We start from the raw sequence: 22,055 nt of genomic DNA on the forward strand, positions 1-22,055 counted from the left end.
GGCCCATGGGCCTGTGAGGCACCGACAACTTCTGCGTGTGGCGGGTGATCGTGGTGACGCGGCACGAATCCGGCTGTCGCGCGACGACGGCGCGGCCCTAGCGTCGTCGCGTGACCACCTCCCCCGACGCGCCCGCGCGCGCCCGCGACCTCTCCCTGCTCGCCGCCGCCGTGACGGTCGTGCTGTGGGCGTCGGCGTTCGTCGGCATCCGCGCCGTCGGCGACGCGTTCTCGCCCGGCCCGCTCGCGCTCGGCCGGCTGCTGGTGGGGGCGCTGGTGCTCGGCGTGGTGGCGTGGCCGCGACGCGGGCCCTGGCCTCGGGGCCGCACGCTCGTCTACGTCCTGGGGTTCGGTGCCCTGTGGTTCGGCGCGTACAACGTCGCGCTCAACGCCGGCGAGCAGCACGTCGACGCGGGGACGGCGGCGCTGCTCGTCCAGCTCGGCCCGATCCTGATCGCGGTGCTGGCCGGGCTCTTCCAGGGCGAGGGCTTCCCGCCCACCCTGGTCGCCGGGATCGCGGTCGCGTTCTGCGGGGTCGCCCTGATCGCGTTTGGGTCGGGCGACGGCGGCCTGGCCGGCGACCGTCTCGGGGTCCTGCTCTGCGTGGCGGCCGCCGTGCTCTACGCCGCCGGCGTGCTGCTGCAGAAGCCGGCCCTGCGCACCCTCGACGGCCTGCAGGCCACCTGGCTCGGCTGCCTGGTCGGCGCGGCCGTCTGCCTGCCCTACCTGCCCGCGCTCGTCGGCGAGACGCGGAACGCGTCGGCCGGCGCGCTCGCGGGCGTGGTCTACCTCGGCGTCTTCCCGACGGCGATCGCCTTCACGACCTGGGCGTACGCGCTCCGGCGCCTCGGCGCGGGGCGCACGAGCGCGACGACGTACCTCGTCCCGGCGATCGCCGTCCTGCTGTCGTGGGCCGTGCTCGGTGAGACGCCCACGGCGGTCGGGTTCGCCGGCGGGGCGCTGTGCCTGGCAGGCGTCGCGATCACCCGGATGCGACGACGGGCGGTGTGACCACCGCCTCCCGGGCATGAGGTGCGTCCTGTCGACGCGTCGCCTACTCTTTCCATCATGGAACAGTTTGAGCGCGGCACCACCCTGCGTCGAGTCGCCACGTCGTCCGCGTCCCCACGCCTGAAGTGGGTGGTCGTCCTCGTCGCCGTCCTGCTGTCGGGCTTCGCGCTCGCGTCGGGCGTCTCGGCGAAGGAGGCCACCGGCCCCGCGGCCGGCCTGCCCGACGGCTACGACTCGACGACCGTCGCGCAGCTGGAGTCGTCGTTCCCCAGCAGCGACGTCGCCCCCGCCATCGTGGTGGTCGACCGTGACGGCGAGGCGCTGACGGCCGACGACACCCGGGCCGTCGCCGCACTCGCGCAGCGGCTGCAGGGCTTCAGCGTGGTCGAGGGTGCGCCGCTGACGCCGGTGGCCGCCTCGGACGGCGAGGCGTCGATCATCGCGGTGCCGCTGTCGACGGCGGTGTCGCAGGAGAAGCTGGACGAGACTGTCACCGAGCTGCGCGCCGCCGCGCGCGACGGCCTGCCGGGCGACCTGCGCGCCCAGGTGACCGGCGGCCCGGCGTTCCAGGTCGACCTCGCGTCGGTCTTCGACGGCGCCGACATCCGCCTGCTGCTCACCACCGCCGGCGTCGTGGCCCTGCTCCTGCTCGTCACCTACCGGAGCCCGTGGCTGTGGCTCGTCCCGCTGACCGTGGTGGGCGTGGCCGACCGCGTGGCCGCGACGCTCGTGAGCGTCGGCACCCAGGTGTTCGGCTTCACCGTCGACCCCTCGACGGTGGGCATCACGTCGGTGCTCGTCTTCGGCGCCGGCACCAACTACGCGCTGCTGCTCATCGCCCGGTACCGCGAGGAGCTGCGTCGCACCGAGGACCGGCAGGACGCGATGCGGCACGCGCTCGGCCAGGCCGGGCCCGCCGTGCTGGCGAGCTCGGGCACGGTCGTCCTCGCGCTGCTCGCGCTGACCTTCGCCGTCACGCCCTCCAACCGCAGCCTCGGCTACGCGGGTGCCATCGGCATCGCGACGGCCGTCGTCTACGCGCTCGTCGTGCTGCCCGCGGCGATGGTGCTGTTCGGTCGCGGCCTGTTCTGGCCGTTCGTCCCCCGCGTCGGCCAGCCCGACCCCACGCGCACCGGCCCCTGGTCCAAGGTGGGCGGCGCCGTCGTTCGGCGTCCGGTCCCGATCCTGGTGGGCAGCGTCCTGGTGCTCGCCGTGCTCGCGTCCGGCGTGCTCGGCGCGCGGCTGGGGCTCTCGCAGAACGAGCAGTTCCGCACCCAGCCCGAGTCGGTGCAGGGCCAGAAGGTGCTCGCCTCGGCGTTCCCGGCCGGGTCGTCGGAGCCGACCACCGTCGTCGCGCCCGCGTCACGCGTGGCTGAGGTGACCGCCGCCGTGCGCGGCGTCGAGGGCGTCGACGACGTCGCCACCGGCGCGGAGGCGGACGGACGGACGACGCTGTCGGTGGTGCTCGCGGCGGACCCCGAGTCCGCGGCGTCGTCCGCCACCATCGAGCGCATCCGCTCCACCCTCGACGGCAGCGCGCTCGTGGGCGGGCCCGACGCGCAGGCGCTGGACGAGCGCGACGCCGCCTCGCACGACCAGCGCGTCGTCATCCCGGTCGTGCTGGCGATCGTTCTGGTGGTGCTCCTGCTGCTGCTCCGCTCGGCGGTCGCGGCCGTCACGCTGCTCGCGACGGTGGTGGCCAGCTACGGCGCGAGCCTCGGCGCGAGCTGGTGGGCGTTCACCCACCTGTTCGACTTCCCGGCGCTCGACCTGCAGGTGCCGCTGCTGGCGTTCTTGTTCCTGGTGGCGCTCGGGGTGGACTACAACATCTTCCTCACCACCCGGGCACGCGAGGAGGCGCGGTCGACGTCGACCCGGGGGTCGACGTCGACCCGGGAGGCGATCGCGACCGCGCTGGCCGTCACCGGCGGCGTCATCACCAGCGCCGGCATCCTGCTCGCGGCGGTGTTCACCGTGCTCGGCGTGCTGCCGCTCATCACGCTGACGCAGATCGGCATCATCGTCGGCTTCGGCGTCCTGCTCGACACCCTGCTGGTGCGCACCGTCCTCGTCCCCGCCGCCGTCGCCGTCCTCGGCGACCGGTTCTGGTGGCCCGGCAACCCCCGCCGCGGCGACCACGCGGCCGCCCCGTCCCCCCACGAGGAGCCCGTCCCCACCGCCTGACGGTTTCCCAGGTTCACCTGGGACTCCGACGACACCCCGGAGAACTTCCCGTGGTGTCGTCGGTCTTCCGGGGGAGGTGGGACGGGAGGGGACCGTGGGACGTCGGCGTGACGCGCGGCGCCGTCCGTCCCACCCGCCCCACTTCACCCGGAGAACTGTCCCGGTACCTGGAAAGTTCTCCGTGGTCCCGGAGGTTTCCCAGGTTCACCTGGGAAACCGGTGACGGGTGGGGCGGACGGGGGTCAGGGGCGGAGGACGGAGCGGAAGAAGTCGTCGGCGAGGGCGCGCTGGGCGGTGAGGTCGGTGCGGACGTCGCCGAAGACCTCGGGGGACGCCGCCAGCTCGTCGCCGACGAAGGCGGCGAGCGCGGGAGGCACCCGTCCCTCGCCGAGCTCGCGGGTGACGGCCTTGGCGGCGACGAGGTCGTCCACCTCGGACGCGACGGCCGCGGGCACGTCCGCCTGCGCCACCAGCGTCGGCAGGTCCATCGGCGGGAGGCCGGACGACGGGTGCTGCCGCAGCCAGCGGACGGCCACGGCCGGGCGCAGCGCGTAGAAGAACTTCTTGAACCGTCCGTCGCCGCCGTTGTACGCACTCCACTGCAGCTGCCCCAGGTGCAGGTAGTGCCGGCCGACCCGCGCGCGGTCGAGCACCTCGTCGGCCAGCGCGAGGAAGCCGTCACGGAACGCCGAGTCGCCGTCATAGACGATCGGTGAGCGCAGCCACTCGGTCACCGTCGCGTTGCCGCGCAGCAGCAGCTGCACCGCCTTCTGCACGTCCCACCCGTTGACGTCGAGCACCGCGTCCAGCGGGGTCTCGATCACGTCGCGCGGCGGCCAGCAGGTGAGGTAGTCGCGGGTGGGGCGCACGTACAGGAACCGGCAGTCGTAGTCGCTGTCGGGCGACGGGAACCCCCACGCGCGGCTGCCGCTCTCGATCGCCCAGGGAACCCGCACCCCGTGCTCGGCGACGACGCCCGCGAGGCGCGCGTCCACCTGGGCGACGACGCCCGCGTCCATGTCGTCGGAGAGCGCGCGCACTACTCCCCCAGGAGCCGCGCGACCAGGTCGCGGACGAGCAGGTGGCCGTTCTGCGTCAGGATCGACTCGGCGTGGAACTGCACGCCCGCGAAGTGCGGACCGGTCAGCGTGTGGACGTCGCCGGTGGCGGGGTCGGCCTCGACGGTGATGCCCGCGGGCAGTCCCGACGCGGGCGCCCGCGCGACGAAGGTGTTGTAGAAGCCGACGGTCTCGGCGCGGCCTCCGACGAGCAACCGGCTCTGCGTGCCCTGGAACACGATGTCCTTGTACGCCAGGTCCAGACCGAGCGCGCCCGACAGCACCTGGTGGCCCAGGCACACGGCGAGGAACGGCTTCTCCGCCGCGAGCAGGTCGTCCACGAGCCGGCGCGCGGTGGCGATCTTGGGGTCGTCGAGGTCGCGCGGGTCGCCCGGACCGGGCCCCACCACCACCAGGTCGTACTCGTCGAGCTGCGCGAGGTCGCGGTAGTCGCGGTGCCGCAGCACGTCGGTGCGCACCCCGAGCACGCCGAGCAGGTGGCGCAGCATGTTGACGAAGTCGTCCTCGTGGTCGACGACGACCGCGCGCCTCCCGGCCAGCCCCGGCACCGGCGGCGACCCGCCCTGGTCGCTGAGCCAGAACTGGCTGAGCCGCTGGTTGCGACGGCCCAGCGCGATCAGCACCTCGTCGTCGCGGGCGAACGCGTCGTACCCCTCGCCCTGCGGGGGCGCGGCGGGGACGAGGCCGAACGCGCTGAGGATGCCCGCCGCCTTGGCGTGCGTCTCGGCGGTCTCGTGGGCCGGGTCGGAGTCGCGGACGAGCGTCGCGCCGGCCGTCACCACCAGGTTGCCGTCGAGGTCGACGTCGGCCATGCGGATCAGGATGGGGGCGTCGGCGCGCTGCCCGCCGTCGGAGTCGCGTCCCACCAGCGCCATCACCGAGGCGTAGTAGCCGCGACCGGCGTCCTCGTACCGGGCGATCAGGCGGCACGCGTTCTCCACCGGGCTGCCGGTGACGGTGGCGGCGAACATGGAGTCGCGCAGGACGTCGCGGACGTCGCGGTCGGTGTCGCCGGCGAGCAGGTACTCGGTGTGCACGAGGTGCGACATGGGCTTGAGGTACGGCCCGAGCACGAGCCCGCCCTCGTGGCAGATGTCGCACATCATCTTGAGCTCCTCGTCCACCACCATGAAGAGCTCGTAGATCTCCTTCTCGTCCTCGAGGAACTCGAGCAGCGCGGCCTTGCGGGCCGCCTGGGTGTCCAGGCCGCGCAGCCGGAACGTCCCGCTGATCGGGTTCATCCGCACCTGGCCGCGGTCGAGGCTGACGTGCCGCTCGGGGCTCGCACCGACCAGGAACCGGTCGCCGGTGAACACGCAGAACGTCCAGTGCGCGCCGCGCTCGCGGACGAGCAGCGTGCGGAGCACCGACCACGCCGCCTCGTGCCCCCAGTCGGCCACCTGCGCCCGGTAGCGCCGGGCGACGACGAGGTTCGCCCCCTCGCCCCGCCCGATCTCGTCGGCGATGACCTGCTCGACCATCGCGCCGTACGCGTCGTCGTCGGTCTCGAACCCGCCGCGGTCGACGAAGTCGAGCTCGCGCTCGGGCAGCAGCGCGAGCATCTCGGCCAGCGGCACCTCGAGCACGAGGTCGCAGCGCACGACCGTCAGCGGGGTGCCGTCGTCGACGGCCTCGAAGCCGCGCTCGCGCACCTGCGCGTAGGGGACGACGACGAGGTGGTCGTGGGACGGGCCGCCCTCGGGCGCGCCGTCCAGCACCGGGACGTCGGCCAGGCGCTCGACGTCGCGGCGCGCGCCGGCGACCACCGTCACGGTGTCGGAGTCGCGCACGCGGACGATGGCGTACGCCTCGTGGTCGGCGAGCTGGGCCAGCAGGCTCATGGGGATCCTTCGGTCGGGTGCCCGCGGCTCCGGCCGGGACGTCACCGGGCCACCGTCAGGCGGTGGTCGGGACAGGACGAGCTCGGACCACCTACAGGTGGTCCCACCAGGAGAGGAGGCGAGTCGTCACGCCCGGGATCCTACAGCGGCACCCCGCTGTCGGTCCCACGTGCCAGGATGGACGGCGTGCGGGGCCGGACTCAGGGGCAGGACGCCGACCCGCCGCGCCACGAGACGCTCTACACCGAGCTGTTCGAGCAGAGCCCGGTCGGCATCGCCCTGGCCGACGAGCGCGGGCTGTTCATCGACGTCAACGGCGCCTGGTGCCGGCTCCTCGGCCGTCCGGTCGACGAGATCCTCGGCCGCTCCTCGCGCGACTTCACCCACGCCGACGACCTCGACGACCACGCCCGCGCGGGCTCGATGATGGCCGAGGCCGAGGACGGCGTCGCGCAGGTCGAGAAGCGCTTCGTGCGGCCCGACGGGTCGGTGCGCTGGGTGCTGATGACGTTCTCGTCCATCGCGGGGCCGCAGGGCCAGCCGTGGACGGTCGCGCACGCCCAGGACCTCACCACCCGCAAGCGCATCGAGTCCGCCCTCGAGGAGTCGCGCGCCGAGCTGCAGCTGCTCGCCACCACCGACCCGCTCACCGGCTGCCTGAACCGACGCTCGTGGGACGACGCCGTCGCCACGCTGGTGGCCGAGACCGTCGCCACCGGGCGTCCGCTCACCCTCGGCCTGGTCGACTTCGACGGCTTCAAGGCGTTCAACGACCGGCACGGCCACGCCGCCGGCGACGCCGTGCTCGTCGAGTTCGCGCAGGCGACGCACGCCCTGCTCTCCGGCGACGACGTGCTGGCGCGCTGGGGCGGCGACGAGTTCGCGATCGCGCTGCCCGGCACCACGCCCGCCGACGCGATCGAGCTGGCGGGCCGGCTGGGCGAGGACCTCCCCGGCCGGCTGGCGTGCTCGGTCGGCCTGGCCCAGCTGCGCCCGGGCGAGAGCCCGTTGACGTGCCTGGCCCGGGCCGACCGCCGGCTCTACCGCGCCAAGGCGACGGCCCGCGACGCGCTCGGCCTTCAGGGGGTCGTGGGCTCGGTCGAGCCGCTCGAGGGCAGCGGGTAGTAGTCCTGCACCTGCACCTGCCCGCCGGTCTCGAGGTCGACGGGCTGCAGGCCCACCGGGCGTCCGTCGGCGAAGGTCACCAGCGTCACCTGGGCCGGGCGGCGCAGCTTGGAGCCGAGCGCGAACGCGTAGACCGCGCCGCCGGTGCTGGCGCCGGTGAACGTGGTGGTGACGGCGCCGTCCGGGCCGTCGACCGTGGTGGGCCCCACCTGGCGGTGCAGGTGGCCCGACAGCACGAGGTCGACGCAGCCGGACTGCGCGAGCTCGGTGGCCGAGGCGGCGCTGTGCACCACCGCGGTGGTGATCTCGTCGTCGGCGCAGGCGGCCTCGGTGAGGCGCTCGTCCTGCTCGGTCAGCGTCTCGGTGCCCTGGGTGTACTCGGCGGTGAACCCCGAGCTGCGCGGGTCGGCGTCGCCGATGAACGCGATGCCCCCGACGTCGGCGCGCTCGCCGTCGAGCACGGTGAAGCCCTCGTCGGCGAGGGCCCGGGGGATCGCGGGGCCCGTGTCGTGGTTGCCGACGACGCCCACCCGGTCGTAGTCACGGAACTCGCGGGCGATCGAGTTGATGCTGAACCGCTCCCAGGAGCCGCCGCTGGACGTGTCGTCGCCGCCGTCGATGAGCACGCTGGCCCCACCGACGCGTCCGATCGCCGCGGCGACGGGGTCCATGCCGATGTTGTCGTGGCGGTCGGTGACGAAGACCGCGACCGTCTCGTCGTCGGAGGGCTGACGGACCTGGTCGGCGACGTCGTCCACCGAGTCCTCGAGGTCGCCGTAGAACTTCTGGGACGTCTGGTAGGTCGAGATGGCACTGTCGACGATCGCGAGGCCCGCGCGCGTCGCGCTGCTGCGGGCCAGCTCGACGCGGTCGAGGACGGGGTCGGAGTCGAGCTCGGGGTAGTACGACCGCAGCGGCCGCCAGCCGTCGACGCCCGAGGCGGACTCCTCGTCCTGCCCGACCGGCACGGCCACCAGGGCCAGGCCCGCGACGAGCGCGGTGGCGCCCGCCGCGACCACGACCGGGCGGCGACGGACCAGCGCGACCGGGCGTCGCAGCGTGCGACCCACCTCGGCACGACGACGTTCGCCGACGACCGACCAGCCCACCGCGAGCACCAGGACGGCGAGAAGCCCCCAGCCGACGCCGACGAGGATCGCCGAGCGCGCCATGTCGCGCACCGTGGCGCTGACCCGCTGGATCTCACCGGCCGGCTGGCTCGCGATGACGGCGTCGCGGACGACGAGCTGGTTGACGTCGTCGGCGTCGGTGTCGCCCACGCGGATGCGCACGCCCAGGTTCGCCGGCTGGTCGGTGGGCAGCCGCATCTGCGGCAGCAACGGGCCGAAGTCGAGCGTGGCGTGACCGTCGAAGGTCGGCTGCACGGTGGTGGTGTGCGCGCCGATGACGACGGTGCGCGACGCGTGGTCGAACGACCAGAGCCCGGCACCGACGGCCACGAGCACCCCGACGACCAGCAGCACGGCGGCGCGCAGGAGCGCACCGGGGCGGAGCAGGCGACGCATCTACACGGTGCCCTCGGGGCGGGCGCGGTCGAGCCAACGACGGGTGGCGCCGACCGTGAGCAGACGCTGGGTGGCGCGCGTCAGCACGACGTAGAGCGTGCGCCAGCCCGCGGGCGACTCGTCGACGATGCCGTCGGGCTCGACGACGAGCACGGCGTCGAACTCCAGGCCCTTGGTGTCGAGGCCATCGAGGACGCTCGCGCGTCCCTGCAGGTCGCCGAGCACCCGGTCGAGCCGGGCCGTGACCTCGTCGCGCAGGGCCACCGGGACGACGACGGCGATCGTGCCCTCGACCTCGCCGGCCAGCCCGCGCAGCGCCGACTCCACGGCGTCACCGAGGTCGGAACCGTCGGCGACGGACCGGTGCTCGGGCTCGCTGCCGGTGCGGCGGACCGCCTCGGGCAGGTCGGGCGCGTCGATGCCGGCGCGGGCGACGTCAGCGGCGAGGTCGTAGATCTCGGCGGAGTTGCGGTAGTTGGTGGAGAGCCGGAACGCGTGCTCGGGCAGCTCGGCGAGGGCCTCGGCGCGGGCGCGCGCGGCCTCCTCGGGGTGCGGCCACGACGACTGCGCGGCGTCGCCGACGATGGTCCAGCTCGCGTAGCGGCCGCGTCGTCCGAGCATCCGCCACTGCATCGGCGAGAGGTCCTGCGCCTCGTCGACGAGCACGTGCGCGAACCCGTCGTCCTCGATGCTGCCGGTGGCGCGCAGGCGGTCGCGGTCGTCCTTCTCCTCGCGCTCGAAGCTCATCAGCTGCTTGACCTCGAACGTGTCGTCCTCGTCGTCGGAGCTGCGCACCTCGCCGAGCAGGTAGCGCAGCTCGTCGATGAGCGGGACGTCCTCGACCGACGGCTCGGGGTGGCGCTGCCACGCCTCGACGAGCGCGTCGACCTCGGCGACGTCGAGCAGGCCGCGTGCGTAGCGCGCCAGGCGCTCACGGTCGCGCAGCGACTCCCACACCTCGACGGCGTCGAGCGGCGGCCACCAGGCCTCCACGAACTCCTCGAACGCGTCGTCGGACTCGATCGTGTCGGCGAAGCCGGCCTTCTCGTTCTCCAGCGCACGCTCGCCCGCGACCTGCGCCCACAGCGCGTCGAGGAGCGTGCCGCGAACCTTGGTGTAGGCGCGGTTGCGGCGCTGGCCCGACGACAGCAGCTGACGACGGATGCGGGCGAGGTCGTCGGCGGAGAACCGCAGGACGTCGTCCTTGTAGAAGTAGCGGAACTCGGTGGGCTCGCCGGGCTGGGCGGCCTGGACGGCGCGCCCGAGCAGGCGCGTCATGCGCGACGAGCCCTTGACGGCAGCCACCGCGGGCACGTCGTGACGGTGCGACTTGAGGCCGTCGACGACCTCGCCGAGCGAGCGCAACGTCACGCTGGTCTCGCCGAGGCTGGGCAGCACCCGCTCGATGTAGCCCATGAAGACGCCGGACGGGCCGACCACCAGCACACCGCCGGACTCGAAGCGGCGACGGTCGGTGTAGAGCAGGTAGGCCGCGCGGTGGAGGGCGACGACGGTCTTGCCCGTGCCGGGGCCGCCGCCGATGGTGGTCGCGCCGCGGGAGGGCGCGCGGATGGCGGCGTCCTGCTCCTTCTGGATGGTGGCGACGACGGAGTGCATGGTGCTGTCGCGGGCGCGCGACAGGCTCGCGAGCAGCGCGCCCTCGCCGACGACGACCATGTCGTCGGGCGCGTGGTCGGCGTCGAGGAGGTCGTCCTCGACGCCCACGACGGTGGCGCCGGCGCAGCGCAGCACGCGGCGGCGGACGACGCCGGCCGGGTCCTGCGCGGTGGCCTGGTAGAACACGGCGGCGGCCGGGGCGCGCCAGTCGATGAGCAGGATGTCGCGGTCGGCGTCGCGGACCCCGATCCGGCCGATGTAGCGGGGGTCGCCGGCGGCGGTGTCGAGCCGGCCGAACACCAGGCCGTCGTGTGCCGCGTCGAGCGCGGCGATGCGCTTGGCGGCCTGGAAGACCATGGCGTCGCGCTCGACGAGCCCGCCCTCGTGGCCGAGGTGGCCGCGGGCGTAGCCCTCGGCGGCCAGCGCGCGGGCGGCGACGGCGGACTGCTCGAGCCGTCCGTAGACGACGTCGACGTAGGCCTGCTCGTGGGCGATCTCGCGCTGCGCCTGCTCGTCGCTGGACTGCGGTCGCGCGGTGTCGTGCGGTGCCACCGGGCTCCTCTGACGCTCTGGGGGTGGGTCTGGACGCGTGCGTCGCAGAATCCCCGAGTCTACGTCGTCCAGGTGGCCGTCACGCCACGAGTCCCACCCTCGGTCCCGGCCTGCTCCCCGTCCGCGAGCTGAAGCCTTGGGGTGCTCATCGGGGTGCTGTGACCACCACAAGGCTTCAGATCGCGGACGAGGCGGGGACGACCGACGCGGCGAGGAGGAGGGCGGCGAGGACGAGGCGGACGACGTCGGCCCGGACCAGCGAGCGCCAGAGGTCGTCGTCCCACCCGGCGCCGAGGCGGCCGTGGAGCGGCGCGGCCCGGGTGCCGGTGACGGCCAGCAGCAGCACCAGGAGCACGGCCGCCGTGACGACGCCCGCGTCGCGGTCGGCGACCAGCGCCCAGCCGGTGGCCAGCACGAGCGCGCCGTAGACGACCACCACCAGCGGGGTGATCCGACGGCCGTGGCGGTCGTGACGCTCGGCGAAGGTGTTCGACGGCCCGTCGCCGAGCGCGGGGTAGACCAGCAGCGTCACCGTGGCCTGGAAGCCCAGGTGGACGGCCGCGGCGACGGCGAGCGCGAGCGCGGCCACGTCAGGCGGTGTGGATGGTGCCGTCACCGGCCAGCTCGAGCCCCAGCTCGAGGCCGGACAGGTACGCGGCCTCCACCTTGGACGGCGCGTGCCAGCCGTCGCCGCACAGCGAGACCCGGCGGCCGTCCTCGGCGCTCCAGAACGGCTCCTCGCGCGGGTCGGCCGGGTTCGACAGGCTCCAGCGCTGCAGGTACGTCCAGGTGGGCTCGGGCTCGATGCCGAGCACGTCACGCAGCGCACCCAGCACCTCGGGCAGCGCCGCCTGCGGGTCCTCGAGGTGGCGCGACGCGAACTCGGGGGTGGTGTGGGCGACGAGCACGGGCGCGTCGTCGCCGCGGCGACGGCCGTCGTCGGCGATCCACGACAGCACCGGGTGGTCGGCGACGAACACGCCGTCGACCTCGGGCCAGGTGCGGGCGTCGAAGCGAGCGGCGAGCGCGAGGGCCGGGTTCCAGTCACGGGTGGCGACGGCCGCGACCTCGGGCAGCTCGTCGGCCAGCAGCCGGTGCGCCTGCGGGTCGGGCATGGCGAGGACCGTCCACAACGACTCGACACCGTCCACGGTGCCCGGCCCGACGCGCCGCACCTCCTGCTGACGCACGTCGAGCCCGGTGGCGAGGTCCTCCACCAGCGAGCGCAGGCCGTGCGTCGCGGCCCAGCGGACCGGCCCGGACTTGGTGCCCGTGAGCCCGGACGCGTCGGCCGTGTGGAAGGTGTCGGTCCACTCCCGGACGAGCCCGCGCGACTCCCAGTCGCGCACCTGCGCGGCGAAGCGGTCGTCGGAGACGGTGAAGTAGGACGCGCCGGTGTCGACGGCGTGCCCGTCGTGGGTGCGGACGGCCATCCGGCCGCCGAGCCGGCGTCCCCGGTCCAGGACCACGACCTCGGGACCCCCGGCCGTGGTGGCGACGTACCGGGCGCAGGCCAGGCCGGCGATGCCGCCGCCGACCACCACGAAGGGCGGCATGACGCTCATCAGCGCAGCCGCGACATCAGGCTGCGGGCTGCTCCGACGACGATGTCGCGGTCGAACGTCATCTGGTACTCGAACTCACGGGGCGAGCCTGGCACGTCGAGGTCCTCGTCGCCGATCTCGCGGGCCAGCAGGGCGGCGGCGAAGTGCGGTCCGACCACCACGACGTCCCACTCCGAGGCCAGCGGGTCACCGTCGTCCAGCTCCGCGACGTGCAGGTTCGCCCCCCGGTTGGGACGCAGTCCCCGCCCCATCACGCCGACGAGCCCGACACGTCGGGCCAGGACGCCGTAGCGCCGGCGGGTCTCCGCGCCGAAGTACCGCTCGTCCTGGAACGACGACAGCAGCACGGCGGTCGACCCGATCCGCCGCGCCTCCCGCTCCAGGTGCTTGCTCATCTCGTGCAGCAGCGCGACGGACGCGCGTCGCGGCTCGCGGCCGGGAGGCAGGTGCGCGAACGGCGATCCGGACGGCGCGAGCGTCCGCGGCCGCTGCCTCAGCCCGAGCGCGCCCTGCTTGTCGGTGGCGTCGGGCAGGCGCGACGGCTCGCCGAGGAGCATCCCCTGGCCGAGGTCGGCGCCCATCGCGAGCGCGGCGGCGTAGTGGTCGGCGGTCTCGATGCCCTCGGCGACGATCTGGCAGTCGGTGGCCTCGGCGTGGGCGCGCACCGCGCAGACCACCTCGGCGACGACGTGGTCGGGCTGGGCCTGGGCGAGCGACATGTCGAGCTTGATCACGTCGGGCTCGACGAGCGGCATCAACGCGGTGACCGACGGGTCGGAGCCGAGGTCGTCGAGCGCGATGCCCCACCCGAGCTCGCGCAGATGGTCGACCGCGGCCATCAGCTGGGCGGGCTGGCTCATCAGGGCCCGCTCGGTGATCTCGACGACGCCGAGGAACGACGGGTCGCAGGCGGGGAACGCCGCCAGCGCGTCGACGTCGAGCGCCACCGGGTCGGCGTTGACGAACAGGGTGAGCGGCGCGCTGATGCCCGCCTCGGAGGCGTAGCGCAGGGCCGACTCGCGGAACATCGTGTCGAGCTCGCTCATCTGGCCCAGCGCCCGGGCCTCGGCGAGCATCGCCATCGGGGACTCCATCGGTCCGCGGGGGCCGCGGGCGAGTGCCTCGAACCCGACGACCGTCGCCTCGTGGAGGTCGACGATCGGCTGGAACACGCTGTGGATGGTCTCCGCGCGCAGTCCGGCGATCGCAGGCGTCATCGCCTCCGCCGACATGGCTCACCGGTCCCTTCTCACACCGACCGCAATTGTGCCCGTCAACGGCCCCGAGCAAACGCCGAACACACGAAGTCGACGACGATGTTCATCGACGGGACAGGAACGCGCGCATGGCCGCGCGGGCCTCGTCGGACCCGAAGAGCCGCGCCGACCGCGCCGCGAGGTCGTCGCCGAGCGCGTCGATGCGCTCGAGCAGCGGGGCGGCGAGGAGCGCCTTGGTCTCGCTCAGCCCCTGCCTCGGCGCGTCCCGCATGAGGGCGACCACCTGCTCCACGGCGGCGTCGAGGTCGGCGTCGGCGACCGCCCGGGTGACCAGGCCGAGACGTGCGGCCTCGTGCGCGTCGAAGGTGTCGGCGGTGAGGAAGTGCAGGGCGGCGGCGCGGTCGCCCATGCGCGGCAGGGTGGTGAGCGAGATGACGGCGGGCGCGAGCGCGAGACGCACCTCGGTGAACGAGAACGACACCGACTCCGCGGCGACGACGACGTCGGCCGCGCCCACGATGCCGAGGCCGCCGGCGCGCACAGGGCCCTGCAGACGGACGACGACGGGCACCGGCAGCGCGACGATGCGTCGCTGCATCGCGACCATCGCTCGCGAGCCCTGCTCCATGCCGTCGTCGGACGCCTCCTTGAGGTCGGCGCCGGCACAGAACGCGGGCCCCTCGGCGGCGACCACGACCACGCGCACGTCGGGGTGGTCACCGGCCGTGGCCAGCCGCTCGTCGAGCTCGCCCACCAGCCGTCGCGACAGGGCGTTGCGGTTGTGCTGGCTGTCGAGCGTGACGGTCGCGACCCCGTCGGCGACGGCCAGGTGCACCAGCTCGTCGGCCATCAGTACGACCTCGGAAGACCCAGGCTCGACTGCGCCACGAAGTTGAGGATCATCTCGCGGCTCACCGGCGCGATCCGCGAGAGCCGGGACGACGCGATCATCGACCCCAGGCCGTACTCACTCGCCAGGCCGTTCCCGCCGTGCGTCTGGACGGCGCGGTCGACGGCGTCGACGGCCGCCTCGGCCGCGGCGTACTTGGCCATGTTGGCCGCCTCGCCCGCGGCCTCGTCGTCACCGGAGTCGTAGAGCGCGGCCGCCTTCTGGGTCATCAGCGACGCGAGCTCGGTCTCGATGTACGACTGCGCAAGCGGGTGGGCGACGGCCTGGTGGGCACCGATCGGCTTGCCCCAGACGGCCCGCTCCTTGGCGTACGCCGTGGCGGCCCTCAGCGCGAAGCGGGCGGTGCCGACGGCGAACGCCGCCGCCATGATGCGCTCGGGGTTGAGCCCGGCGAACAGCTGCGCGAGCCCGGCGTCCTCGCGCCCGACGAGCGCGTCGGCGGGCAGCCGCACGTCGTCGAAGAACAGCGTGAACTGCTTCTCGGGCGAGACGACGTCCATCTCGATCGGCTGCGCGGTGAAGCCGGGGGCGTCGGTGGGGACGATGAACAGCGCGGGCTGCAGCCGTCCGCTCGCGGCCTGCTCGGTCTTGGCCACGACGAGCACGTGCGACGCCTCGTCGACCCCGGAGATGTAGGTCTTGCCGCCGCTCAGCACCCACTCCTCGCCGTCGCGGCGCGCGGTGGTGGTGATCTGGTGGGAGTTGGAGCCCGCGTCGGGCTCGGTGATCGAGAACGCCATGGTGGTGGTGCCGTCGGCGAAGCCGGGCAGCCAGTGCGCCTGCTGCGCCGGCGTGCCGAACCGGGTGATGATCGTGCCGCAGATCGCCGGCGAGACCACCATCATCAGCAGGGGGCAGCCGGCCGCGGCGAGCTCCTCGCAGACCACGGCGAGGTCGCCGATGCCGCCGCCACCGCCACCGTGCTCCTCGGGCACCGCGACGCCGAGGTACCCGTGCTTGCCGACCTCGGCCCACAGCTCGGTGGTCTTCTCGCCGTCGCGGGCCTTGCGCAGGAAGTACTCGCGGCCGAAGGTGCCGGCCAGGTCGGCGACGGCACGGCGCAGCTCGCCGCGCTCGCGCGACTCGGTGTACGAGGTGGTGGTCATGACTCTCCTCCGGGGGTGCTCTCCTCGTCGACGACCGCGAGCACCGCTCCGGACTCGACCTGGTCGCCCACCGCGGCGGTGAGCGTGGTGACGACGCCGTCGTGCGGCGCGGTCACGGTGTGCTGCATCTTCATGGCCTCGAGGACGAGGACGGTCTGGCCGCGCGTGACGGCGTCGCCCTCGGCCACCGACACCGCGACGACGGCCGCCGGCATCGGCGAGAGCAGCGAGCCCTCGGCCACCTGCTCGGACGGGTCGGCGAACCGCGGCACGCGCCGCAGCGTCGTGCCGCCGTGCGGGCCGTCGACGTCGACCTCGTCGCCGGTGCGCGTCACGCGGTAGACGTGCTGCACGCCGTCGCGCTCCAGGCGCACGTCGTCGGCGCCCACCGAGCGGGCGACGACGTCCGTGCCGACGGGCGTCAGCCTCCCGCGCACGTCGGCGTACGTGGCCGTGACCTCCGAGCCGTCCACGAGGTACGTGCGCGTGCGGGGCTGGGAGGGGACGTTGCGGAAGGCAGCCGGTACCCGGTGCTGGACGCGCGCGCCGGCGTGGACGGCCGCCGCGTCGGAGAGCGCGGCGGCGAGGACGACGTCGGCGAGCGCGACCTCGTCGAGGCGGGGTGCGCTCCACTCGTCGAGCCGCTGCTCGAGCAGGCCGGTGTGCACGCGTCCGGCGCGGACGTCGGGGTCGGCCAGCGCGCCGAGCAGGAGGTCGAGGTTGGTGCGCACCCCGTGGACGCGGGTGTCGCGCAGCGCGCCGGCGAGCACGCGGACCGCCGAGCCGCGGTCGGGCGCGTGCGCGACGACCTTGGCGAGCATCGCGTCGTAGTGGACCCCGACCACCGAGCCGGCCTCGACGCCGGCGTCGAGACGGACGCCCACCCCGTCGACGACGTCGAACGCGACCCCGGCCGCGGGGACGTCGAGCCTGCGGACGGTGCCGGTCTGCGGGGCCCAGCCGTCGGCGGGGTCCTCGGCGTACAGGCGCACCTCGATCGCGTGGCCGGACGGCTCGGGCGGCTCGCCGACGAGCGCGCGCCCCTCGGCGACCGACAGCTGCAGCGCGACGAGGTCGAGGCCGGTGACGCACTCGGTCACCGGGTGCTCGACCTGGAGCCGTGTGTTCATCTCGAGGAAGTACGCGTCGTCGCCGTCGACGAGCATCTCCACGGTGCCGGCGCCGACGTAGCCGACCGCCGCGCAGGCGGCGCGGGCCGCGTCGTGCAGGCGGGTGCGCAGGTCGTCGGAGAGACCGGGGGCGGGCGCCTCCTCGACGACCTTCTGGTGGCGACGCTGCAACGAGCAGTCGCGGTCACCCAGGACCCAGCAGGTGCCGTGCTCGTCGCACATCACCTGCACCTCGACGTGGCGGGCGGTGGGCAGGTAGGGCTCCACGAAGACGGTGCCGTCGCCGAACGACGAGCGCGCCTCGGCCTCGGCGGCCTCGAGCGCGGCGGGGAGGCCGGACGCGGAGTCGACGACGCGCATGCCACGGCCGCCGCCTCCGGCGGAGGCCTTGACGAGCAGCGGGAAGTCGTCCGGCCCGGCGGTGTCGGGGTCGACCTCGAGCACGGGCACGCCCGCGGAGGCCATCAGCTCCTTGGCGCGGACCTTGCTGCCCATCTGCTCGATGGTCTCGGGCCGTGGGCCGATCCACGCCAGGCCGGCGTCGACGACGGCGCGCGCGAACGCGGCGTCCTCGGACAGGAACCCGTAGCCGGGGTGGACGGCGTCCGCGCCGCTGCGGCGGGCGGCGTCGACGAGCAGGTCGGCGCGCAGGTAGGTGTCGGCGGCCGACGACCCCGGCAGCCGGACGGCCGCGTCGGCCTCGACGACGTGCGGCGCGTGCTCGTCGGCGTCGGAGAACACCGCCACGCTCTGGACGCCGAGCCGCCGGCACGTCGCGACGACGCGGCGGGCGATCTCGCCGCGGTTGGCGACGAGCACGCGGCTGATCTCGTGGCCGCTCACAGGCGGAACACCCCGTAGCCGCGGGCGCCCTCGACGGGCCCGTTCGCGATCGCCGACAGGCAGATGCCGAGCACCGAGCGGGTGTCGCGCGGGTCGATCACCCCGTCGTCGTAGAGCATCCCGGAGGTGAAGAAGGCCAACGACTGCTCCTCGATCTGCTGCTCGACCAGCGCCCGCATCTGCGCGTCGCCGTCCTCGTCGTAGGGCTGGCCCTTGGACTCGGCGGCCTGGCGGGCCACGATGCTGATCACTCCGGCCAGCTGCGCGGGGCCCATCACCGCCGAGCGCGCGTTGGGCCAGCTGAACATGAACCGCGGCCCGAACGCGCGGCCGCTCATCCCGTAGTGCCCGGCGCCGTAGGAGGCGCCGATGACGACCGACAGGTGCGGCACCGTCGAGTTGGAGACGGCGTTGATCATCTGCGCGCCGTGCTTGATGATGCCGCCCTGCTCGTACTCCGCGCCGACCATGTAGCCGGTGGTGTTGTGCAGGAACAGCAGGGGCGTGTCGACCTGGTTGGCCAGCTGGATGAACTGCGCGGCCTTCTGCGACTCCTGGCTGAACAGCACGCCCTGCGCGTTGGCGAGCACCCCGATCGGGTACCCGTGCAGCCGGGCGAACCCGGTCACCAGGCTCGAGCCGTAGAGCGGCTTGAACTCGTCGAAGTCCGAGCCGTCGACGAGCCGGGCGATCACCTCGCGCGGGTCGAACGGCTGCTTGGGGTCCGACGGCACCAGGTCGAGCAGCTCCTCGGGGTCGAGCGCCGGCTCGTCGTGGGCAGCCGCAGGGGCCGGCCCGGTCTTGCGCCAGTTGAGCCGGCGCACCACCTGGCGACCGAGGCGGATGGCGTCGTGCTCGTCGACGGCGAGGTGGTCGGCCAGCCCCGAGGTGCGGGCGTGCATGCCCGCACCGCCCAGCGACTCCTCGTCGGCGACCTCGCCGGTGGCCATCCTGACCAGCGGCGGGCCGCCGAGGAACACCTTGGCCCCGCCGTCGACCATGACGACGTAGTCGCTCATGCCGGGCACGTATGCGCCGCCGGCCGTGCTGTTGCCGAAGACGAGCGCGACCGTCGGCGTCCGCGCGGCGCTGGCGCGGGTGATGCCCCGGAACGTCGCGCCGCCGGGGATGAAGATGTCCTTCTGGGTGGGCAGGTCGGCACCGCCGGACTCCACGAGGTTGACCGTGGGAAGCCGGTTCTCCGCGGCGATCTCGGCGGCGCGCAGGCCCTTGCGCACCGTCAGCGGGTTGGACGAGCCGCCCTTCACGGTCGGGTCGTTGGCGATGATCATGCACTCGGTGCCCTCGACGACGCCGATGCCCGTCACGAGGCTGCCGCCCACGGGGAAGTCGGTGCCCCACGCGGCCAGCGTCGACAGCTCGAGGAACGCGGAGTCCTCGTCCAGCAGCAGCTCGACGCGTTCGCGGGCGAGCAGCTTGCCGCGTCCGCGGTGCCGGTCGACGTAGCGCTCGCCGCCGCCGGCCAGGGCCTTGGCGTGCTGGGCGGCGAGGTCGGCGACGCGCTCCAGCATCGCCTCGCGGTTCGCGGCGGCGCTCATGCGGAGTACCCGAGCAGCTTGGCGGCGAGGTCGGACAGCACCTCGTCGGCACCACCGCCGATGCCGAGGATGCGCGAGTCGCGGTAGTGCCGCTCGACCTCGGAGTCGCGCATGTACCCCGCTCCCCCGAACAGCTGGACGGCCTGGTCGACCACCTGCTTGCAGGCCTCGACGGCGTCGTTCTTGGCGATGCTCGCGTCGAGGGCCTGGCGCATCGGGTCGGCGTCGGGCGCGAGCCCGGCCTCGACCACGCTGCGCGTGTAGGTGCGCGCGGTGGTCGTCAGGCGGTGCATGTCGACGAGCCGGTGGCGCACCACCTGGCGGCCCGTCAGCGGCCGGCCGAACGTCTCCCGCTCGCGGGCGTGCGCGACGGCGAGGTCGAGGCAGCGCTGCGCGGTGGAGTAGGCCTGCACGGCCAGGCTGAGCCGCTCGGAGACGAACTGCCGCATGATCGCGACGAAGCCCGACCCCTCGGCGCCCACCAGGTTCGACGCCGGTACGCGCACGCCGTCGTAGGCGATCTCGGCGGTGTCGGAGCAGTGCCAGCCCATCTTGGCCAGCGGGCGCGACGCGGTGAAGCCGGGGCTGGCGGTGTCGACGACGAGCAGGCTGATGCCGTCGTGGCCGGGGCCGCCGGTGCGCACCGCGGTGGTGACGAAGTCGGCGCGGGTGCCCGAGGTGATGAAGGTCTTGGCGCCGTCGACGACGTAGTGGTCGCCGTCGCGGCGCGCGCGGGTGGTGAGCGCGGCGACGTCGGACCCGCCGCCAGGCTCGGTGACCGCGAGCGAGCCGATCGTCTCGCCGGCGAGCGTCGGGCGGACGTAGCGGTCGACCAGGTCGGCCTGGCCGGACGCGACGACGTGCGGCAGCGCGATGCCGTGGGTGAACAGCGCCGCGCACAGGCCGCTGGATGCGCCGGCCTCGATCAGCGCCTCGGTCTGCGTGGTGACGTCGACCGCGTCGCCGCCCTCGCCGCCGACGTCCTCGGCGAACCCGAGGCCGAGGACGCCCGCCGCCGCGGCGGTGCGGTGCAGCTCGCGCGGGACGCGTCCGTCGTCCTCCCAGTCGCGCAGGTGCGGCACGACCTCCTTGTGGGCGAACCGGGTGACGCTCTCGCGCAGCGCGAGGCGCTCGGGGGTGGTCCAGGCGGTGGTCACAGGACGTCCTTCCAGACGGGGACGGTGAGGGCCCGGACCTGCTCGCCCAGGGCCTTGGCCTGCGGGTCGGGCCGGGTGGAGGAGGCGACGCCGTCGCCGAGCAGGCCGCGGACGACGACGTTGACGGCGTGCAGGTTGCGCAGCGGGACGACGAGGACGTCGCGGTCGGCCACGTCGGGGAGCGTGCGGACGAGCGCCTCGGCCTCGTGGCAGAGCCACGTGAAGCCCGCCAGGCCACGGCCGCCCTCGGCGCGCGTCCACAGGCCGACGTTGGCGTCGCCGCCCTTGTCGCCGCTGCGGGCGTGGACGAGGTCGCCGATCGTGGCGGTCTCCCACTGGTGCTCGACGTGCACGAGGTTGACGGGGACGCCCTCGGTTGGCGGCCAGGGGTCGTCCGCCGGGCGGGTGACCTCGGGTGGCGGGACGTCGACGCGGGTGCCGTTGCCGAGGACGACGACGTGCGGCACGGACGTCTGCGGCACGTACGCCGCGGTGTAGACGCCGAACGGCGTGCCGGCCGTGGGCGGGCGCGTCACGTGGAAGCCGGGGTAGGACCCGAGGGCCAGCTCGACGACGGCCGCGGTGAACGCGCGTCCGACGGGGTCGGGAGCGGTGTCGCGCACGTGGCAGCCGAGGACGTCGCCGTCGCGCCGCCACTCGACCTCGGCCGGGCGCGTGCCGGTGGCGTCCCAGTGGTCCTCCACCTGCGCGCGGGCGAACGCGGCCTTCTCGTCGACGTCGAGACCGGTGAGCACCATCTCGACGCTGTTGCGCCAGCCGCCGAGGGTGTTGAGGCAGACCTTGACGTCGGGCGGGGGCGGGAAGCCGCGGGTGCCCGTCATCCGGACACGGTCGGGGCCGTCGGGGACGAGCTGCACGGTGCCGAGGTCGGTGGCGACGTCGGGGCCGAGGTAGACCCGGCCCTGGATCTCGTAGACGAGCTGCGCGGTGACGGTGTCGACGGTGACCGCTCCCCCGGTGCCCGGGTGCTTGGTGACGACGCAGGAGCCGTCGGCGGCGACCTCGGCGAGCGGGAACCCGAGGCGACGCTGCTGCGGGGTGTCGCGCGGGAGGTCGAGGAAGCCTGAGAAGTTGCCGCCAGTCGCCTGGGTGCCGCACTCGAGGACGTGACCGGCGAGGGTCGCGCCGGCGAGCTCGTCGTGGGCGCCGCGGCCCCACCCGTGGGCGTGCGCGGCGCACCCGACGACGACCGAGGCGTCCGTCACCCGCCCGGTGACGACGACGTCGGCGCCCGCGTCGAGCGCGGCCTTGATGCCGAACGCGCCGAGGTAGGCGTTGGCCGTCAGCGGCTCGGAGCCGCCGAACCCGGTGAGCCCGAGCTCGTCGGTGCGGCCGCGCAGGTCGTCGCCCTCGACGTGGGCGACCGCGACGCTCAGGCCCTGACGCTCGGCGACGGCCCGGACGGCGTCGGCGAGGCCGGCGGGGTTGAGGCCGCCGGCGTTGCTGACGATCCGGACGCCGCGGTCGAGCGCGAGGCCGAGGCAGTCGTCCAGCTGGCGCACGAAGGTGCGGGCGTAGCCGAGCGTCGGGTCCTTCATCGCGTCGCGGCCGAGGATGAGCATGGTGAGCTCGGCGAGCCAGTCGCCGGTGAGGAAGTCCAGCTCGCCGCCCTC

16 protein-coding genes are annotated in these 22,055 nt (G+C 74.2%); 3 read left to right on the forward strand and 13 right to left on the reverse strand.

All coding sequences use genetic code 11. The features are described from left to right. Nucleotides 1-110 precede the first annotated feature (110 nt). Together ACI6PP_RS18675 and ACI6PP_RS18680 are read left to right on the forward strand one after the other, a co-directional pair. Complete coding sequence (locus tag ACI6PP_RS18675) at nucleotides 111-1,010, forward strand: DMT family transporter (protein WP_421113131.1); 900 nt, start codon at nucleotides 111-113, stop codon at nucleotides 1,008-1,010. Between the two features lie 57 nt (nucleotides 1,011-1,067). Then, on the forward strand, nucleotides 1,068-3,194 hold the full coding sequence (locus ACI6PP_RS18680) for an MMPL family transporter (protein ID WP_421113132.1): 2,127 nt from the start codon (nucleotides 1,068-1,070) through the stop codon (nucleotides 3,192-3,194). 242 nt (nucleotides 3,195-3,436) lie between these two features. Here the strand turns inward: ACI6PP_RS18680 and ACI6PP_RS18685 are convergent, their stop codons facing one another. Continuing rightward, nucleotides 3,437-4,234 (reverse strand): nucleotidyltransferase domain-containing protein, encoded by a 798-nt coding sequence (locus tag ACI6PP_RS18685; protein ID WP_421113133.1) that lies wholly within the window; start codon nucleotides 4,232-4,234, stop codon nucleotides 3,437-3,439. Next, nucleotides 4,234-6,114 (reverse strand): anthranilate synthase family protein, encoded by a 1,881-nt coding sequence (locus tag ACI6PP_RS18690; RefSeq protein ID WP_421113134.1) that lies wholly within the window; start codon nucleotides 6,112-6,114, stop codon nucleotides 4,234-4,236. Before ACI6PP_RS18690 ends, ACI6PP_RS18685 begins: the two co-directional genes overlap by 1 nt. A gap of 186 nt (nucleotides 6,115-6,300) precedes the next feature. Here ACI6PP_RS18690 and ACI6PP_RS18695 point away from each other — a divergent pair, with 186 nt between their 5' ends. Beyond that, the gene (locus ACI6PP_RS18695) at nucleotides 6,301-7,239 is read left to right on the forward strand and encodes a sensor domain-containing diguanylate cyclase (protein ID WP_421113135.1); all 939 of its coding nucleotides are present in this window, start codon (nucleotides 6,301-6,303) and stop codon (nucleotides 7,237-7,239) included. On the opposite strand, the gene ACI6PP_RS18700 is transcribed toward ACI6PP_RS18695, so the two are convergent. The 11 genes from ACI6PP_RS18700 to ACI6PP_RS18750 all read right to left on the reverse strand — a co-directional run. Further along, the gene (locus ACI6PP_RS18700) at nucleotides 7,194-8,765 is read right to left on the reverse strand and encodes a metallophosphoesterase family protein (RefSeq protein WP_421113136.1); all 1,572 of its coding nucleotides are present in this window, start codon (nucleotides 8,763-8,765) and stop codon (nucleotides 7,194-7,196) included. The genes ACI6PP_RS18695 and ACI6PP_RS18700 overlap by 46 nt on opposite strands. After that, nucleotides 8,766-10,934 (reverse strand): HelD family protein, encoded by a 2,169-nt coding sequence (locus ACI6PP_RS18705; RefSeq protein WP_421113137.1) that lies wholly within the window; start codon nucleotides 10,932-10,934, stop codon nucleotides 8,766-8,768. It lies immediately after the preceding gene. 175 nt (nucleotides 10,935-11,109) lie between these two features. Beyond that, nucleotides 11,110-11,523: a hypothetical protein gene (locus tag ACI6PP_RS18710; protein WP_421113138.1), complete on the reverse strand. Its 414-nt coding sequence runs from the start codon at nucleotides 11,521-11,523 to the stop codon at nucleotides 11,110-11,112. Between the two features lies 1 nt (nucleotide 11,524). Further along, nucleotides 11,525-12,499 carry an NAD(P)/FAD-dependent oxidoreductase gene (locus ACI6PP_RS18715; protein ID WP_421113139.1) on the reverse strand — a complete coding sequence of 325 codons (975 nt, stop codon included), beginning with the start codon at nucleotides 12,497-12,499 and terminating at the stop codon, nucleotides 11,525-11,527. Then, a complete protein-coding gene (locus tag ACI6PP_RS18720) occupies nucleotides 12,499-13,716 on the reverse strand; it encodes a sensor domain-containing phosphodiesterase (RefSeq protein ID WP_421113140.1) in 1,218 nt (405 codons plus the stop codon). The genes ACI6PP_RS18715 and ACI6PP_RS18720 overlap by 1 nt, the downstream gene beginning before the upstream one ends. Nucleotides 13,717-13,819: 103 nt before the next feature. After that, nucleotides 13,820-14,566, reverse strand: coding sequence for an enoyl-CoA hydratase-related protein (locus ACI6PP_RS18725; protein ID WP_421113141.1), 747 nt, complete (start codon nucleotides 14,564-14,566; stop codon nucleotides 13,820-13,822). After that, the gene (locus ACI6PP_RS18730) at nucleotides 14,566-15,732 is read right to left on the reverse strand and encodes an acyl-CoA dehydrogenase family protein (protein ID WP_421113142.1); all 1,167 of its coding nucleotides are present in this window, start codon (nucleotides 15,730-15,732) and stop codon (nucleotides 14,566-14,568) included. Before ACI6PP_RS18730 ends, ACI6PP_RS18725 begins: the two co-directional genes overlap by 1 nt. After that, complete coding sequence (locus ACI6PP_RS18735; protein WP_421113143.1) at nucleotides 15,729-17,705, reverse strand: ATP-binding protein; 1,977 nt, start codon at nucleotides 17,703-17,705, stop codon at nucleotides 15,729-15,731. Before ACI6PP_RS18735 ends, ACI6PP_RS18730 begins: the two co-directional genes overlap by 4 nt. After that, on the reverse strand, nucleotides 17,702-19,264 hold the full coding sequence (locus ACI6PP_RS18740) for an acyl-CoA carboxylase subunit beta (protein ID WP_421113144.1): 1,563 nt from the start codon (nucleotides 19,262-19,264) through the stop codon (nucleotides 17,702-17,704). The genes ACI6PP_RS18735 and ACI6PP_RS18740 overlap by 4 nt, the downstream gene beginning before the upstream one ends. Beyond that, a complete protein-coding gene (locus ACI6PP_RS18745; RefSeq protein ID WP_421113145.1) occupies nucleotides 19,261-20,421 on the reverse strand; it encodes an acyl-CoA dehydrogenase family protein in 1,161 nt (386 codons plus the stop codon). Before ACI6PP_RS18745 ends, ACI6PP_RS18740 begins: the two co-directional genes overlap by 4 nt. After that, nucleotides 20,418-22,055 (reverse strand): acyclic terpene utilization AtuA family protein (locus tag ACI6PP_RS18750; protein WP_421113146.1); only part of this gene is annotated, 1,638 nt, incomplete at its 5' end. The genes ACI6PP_RS18745 and ACI6PP_RS18750, both read right to left, overlap by 4 nt.

It is taken from the genome of Solicola agrisoli, from assembly GCF_049059935.1.
Classification (GTDB): Bacteria; Actinomycetota; Actinomycetes; order Propionibacteriales; family Nocardioidaceae; genus JAURVT01.

Coding starts and splice junctions, on each gene's coding strand:
- ACI6PP_RS18690 (WP_421113134.1), bottom strand. CDS start 6,114: ATGAGCCTGCTGGCCCAGCTCGCCGACCACGAGGCGTACGCCATCGTC.
- ACI6PP_RS18725 (WP_421113141.1), bottom strand. CDS start 14,566: ATGGCCGACGAGCTGGTGCACCTGGCCGTCGCCGACGGGGTCGCGACC.
- ACI6PP_RS18740 (WP_421113144.1), bottom strand. CDS start 19,264: ATGAGCGCCGCCGCGAACCGCGAGGCGATGCTGGAGCGCGTCGCCGAC.
- ACI6PP_RS18730 (WP_421113142.1), bottom strand. CDS start 15,732: ATGACCACCACCTCGTACACCGAGTCGCGCGAGCGCGGCGAGCTGCGC.
- ACI6PP_RS18700 (WP_421113136.1), bottom strand. CDS start 8,765: ATGCGTCGCCTGCTCCGCCCCGGTGCGCTCCTGCGCGCCGCCGTGCTG.
- ACI6PP_RS18680 (WP_421113132.1), top strand. CDS start 1,068: ATGGAACAGTTTGAGCGCGGCACCACCCTGCGTCGAGTCGCCACGTCG.
- ACI6PP_RS18715 (WP_421113139.1), bottom strand. CDS start 12,499: ATGAGCGTCATGCCGCCCTTCGTGGTGGTCGGCGGCGGCATCGCCGGC.
- ACI6PP_RS18720 (WP_421113140.1), bottom strand. CDS start 13,716: ATGACGCCTGCGATCGCCGGACTGCGCGCGGAGACCATCCACAGCGTG.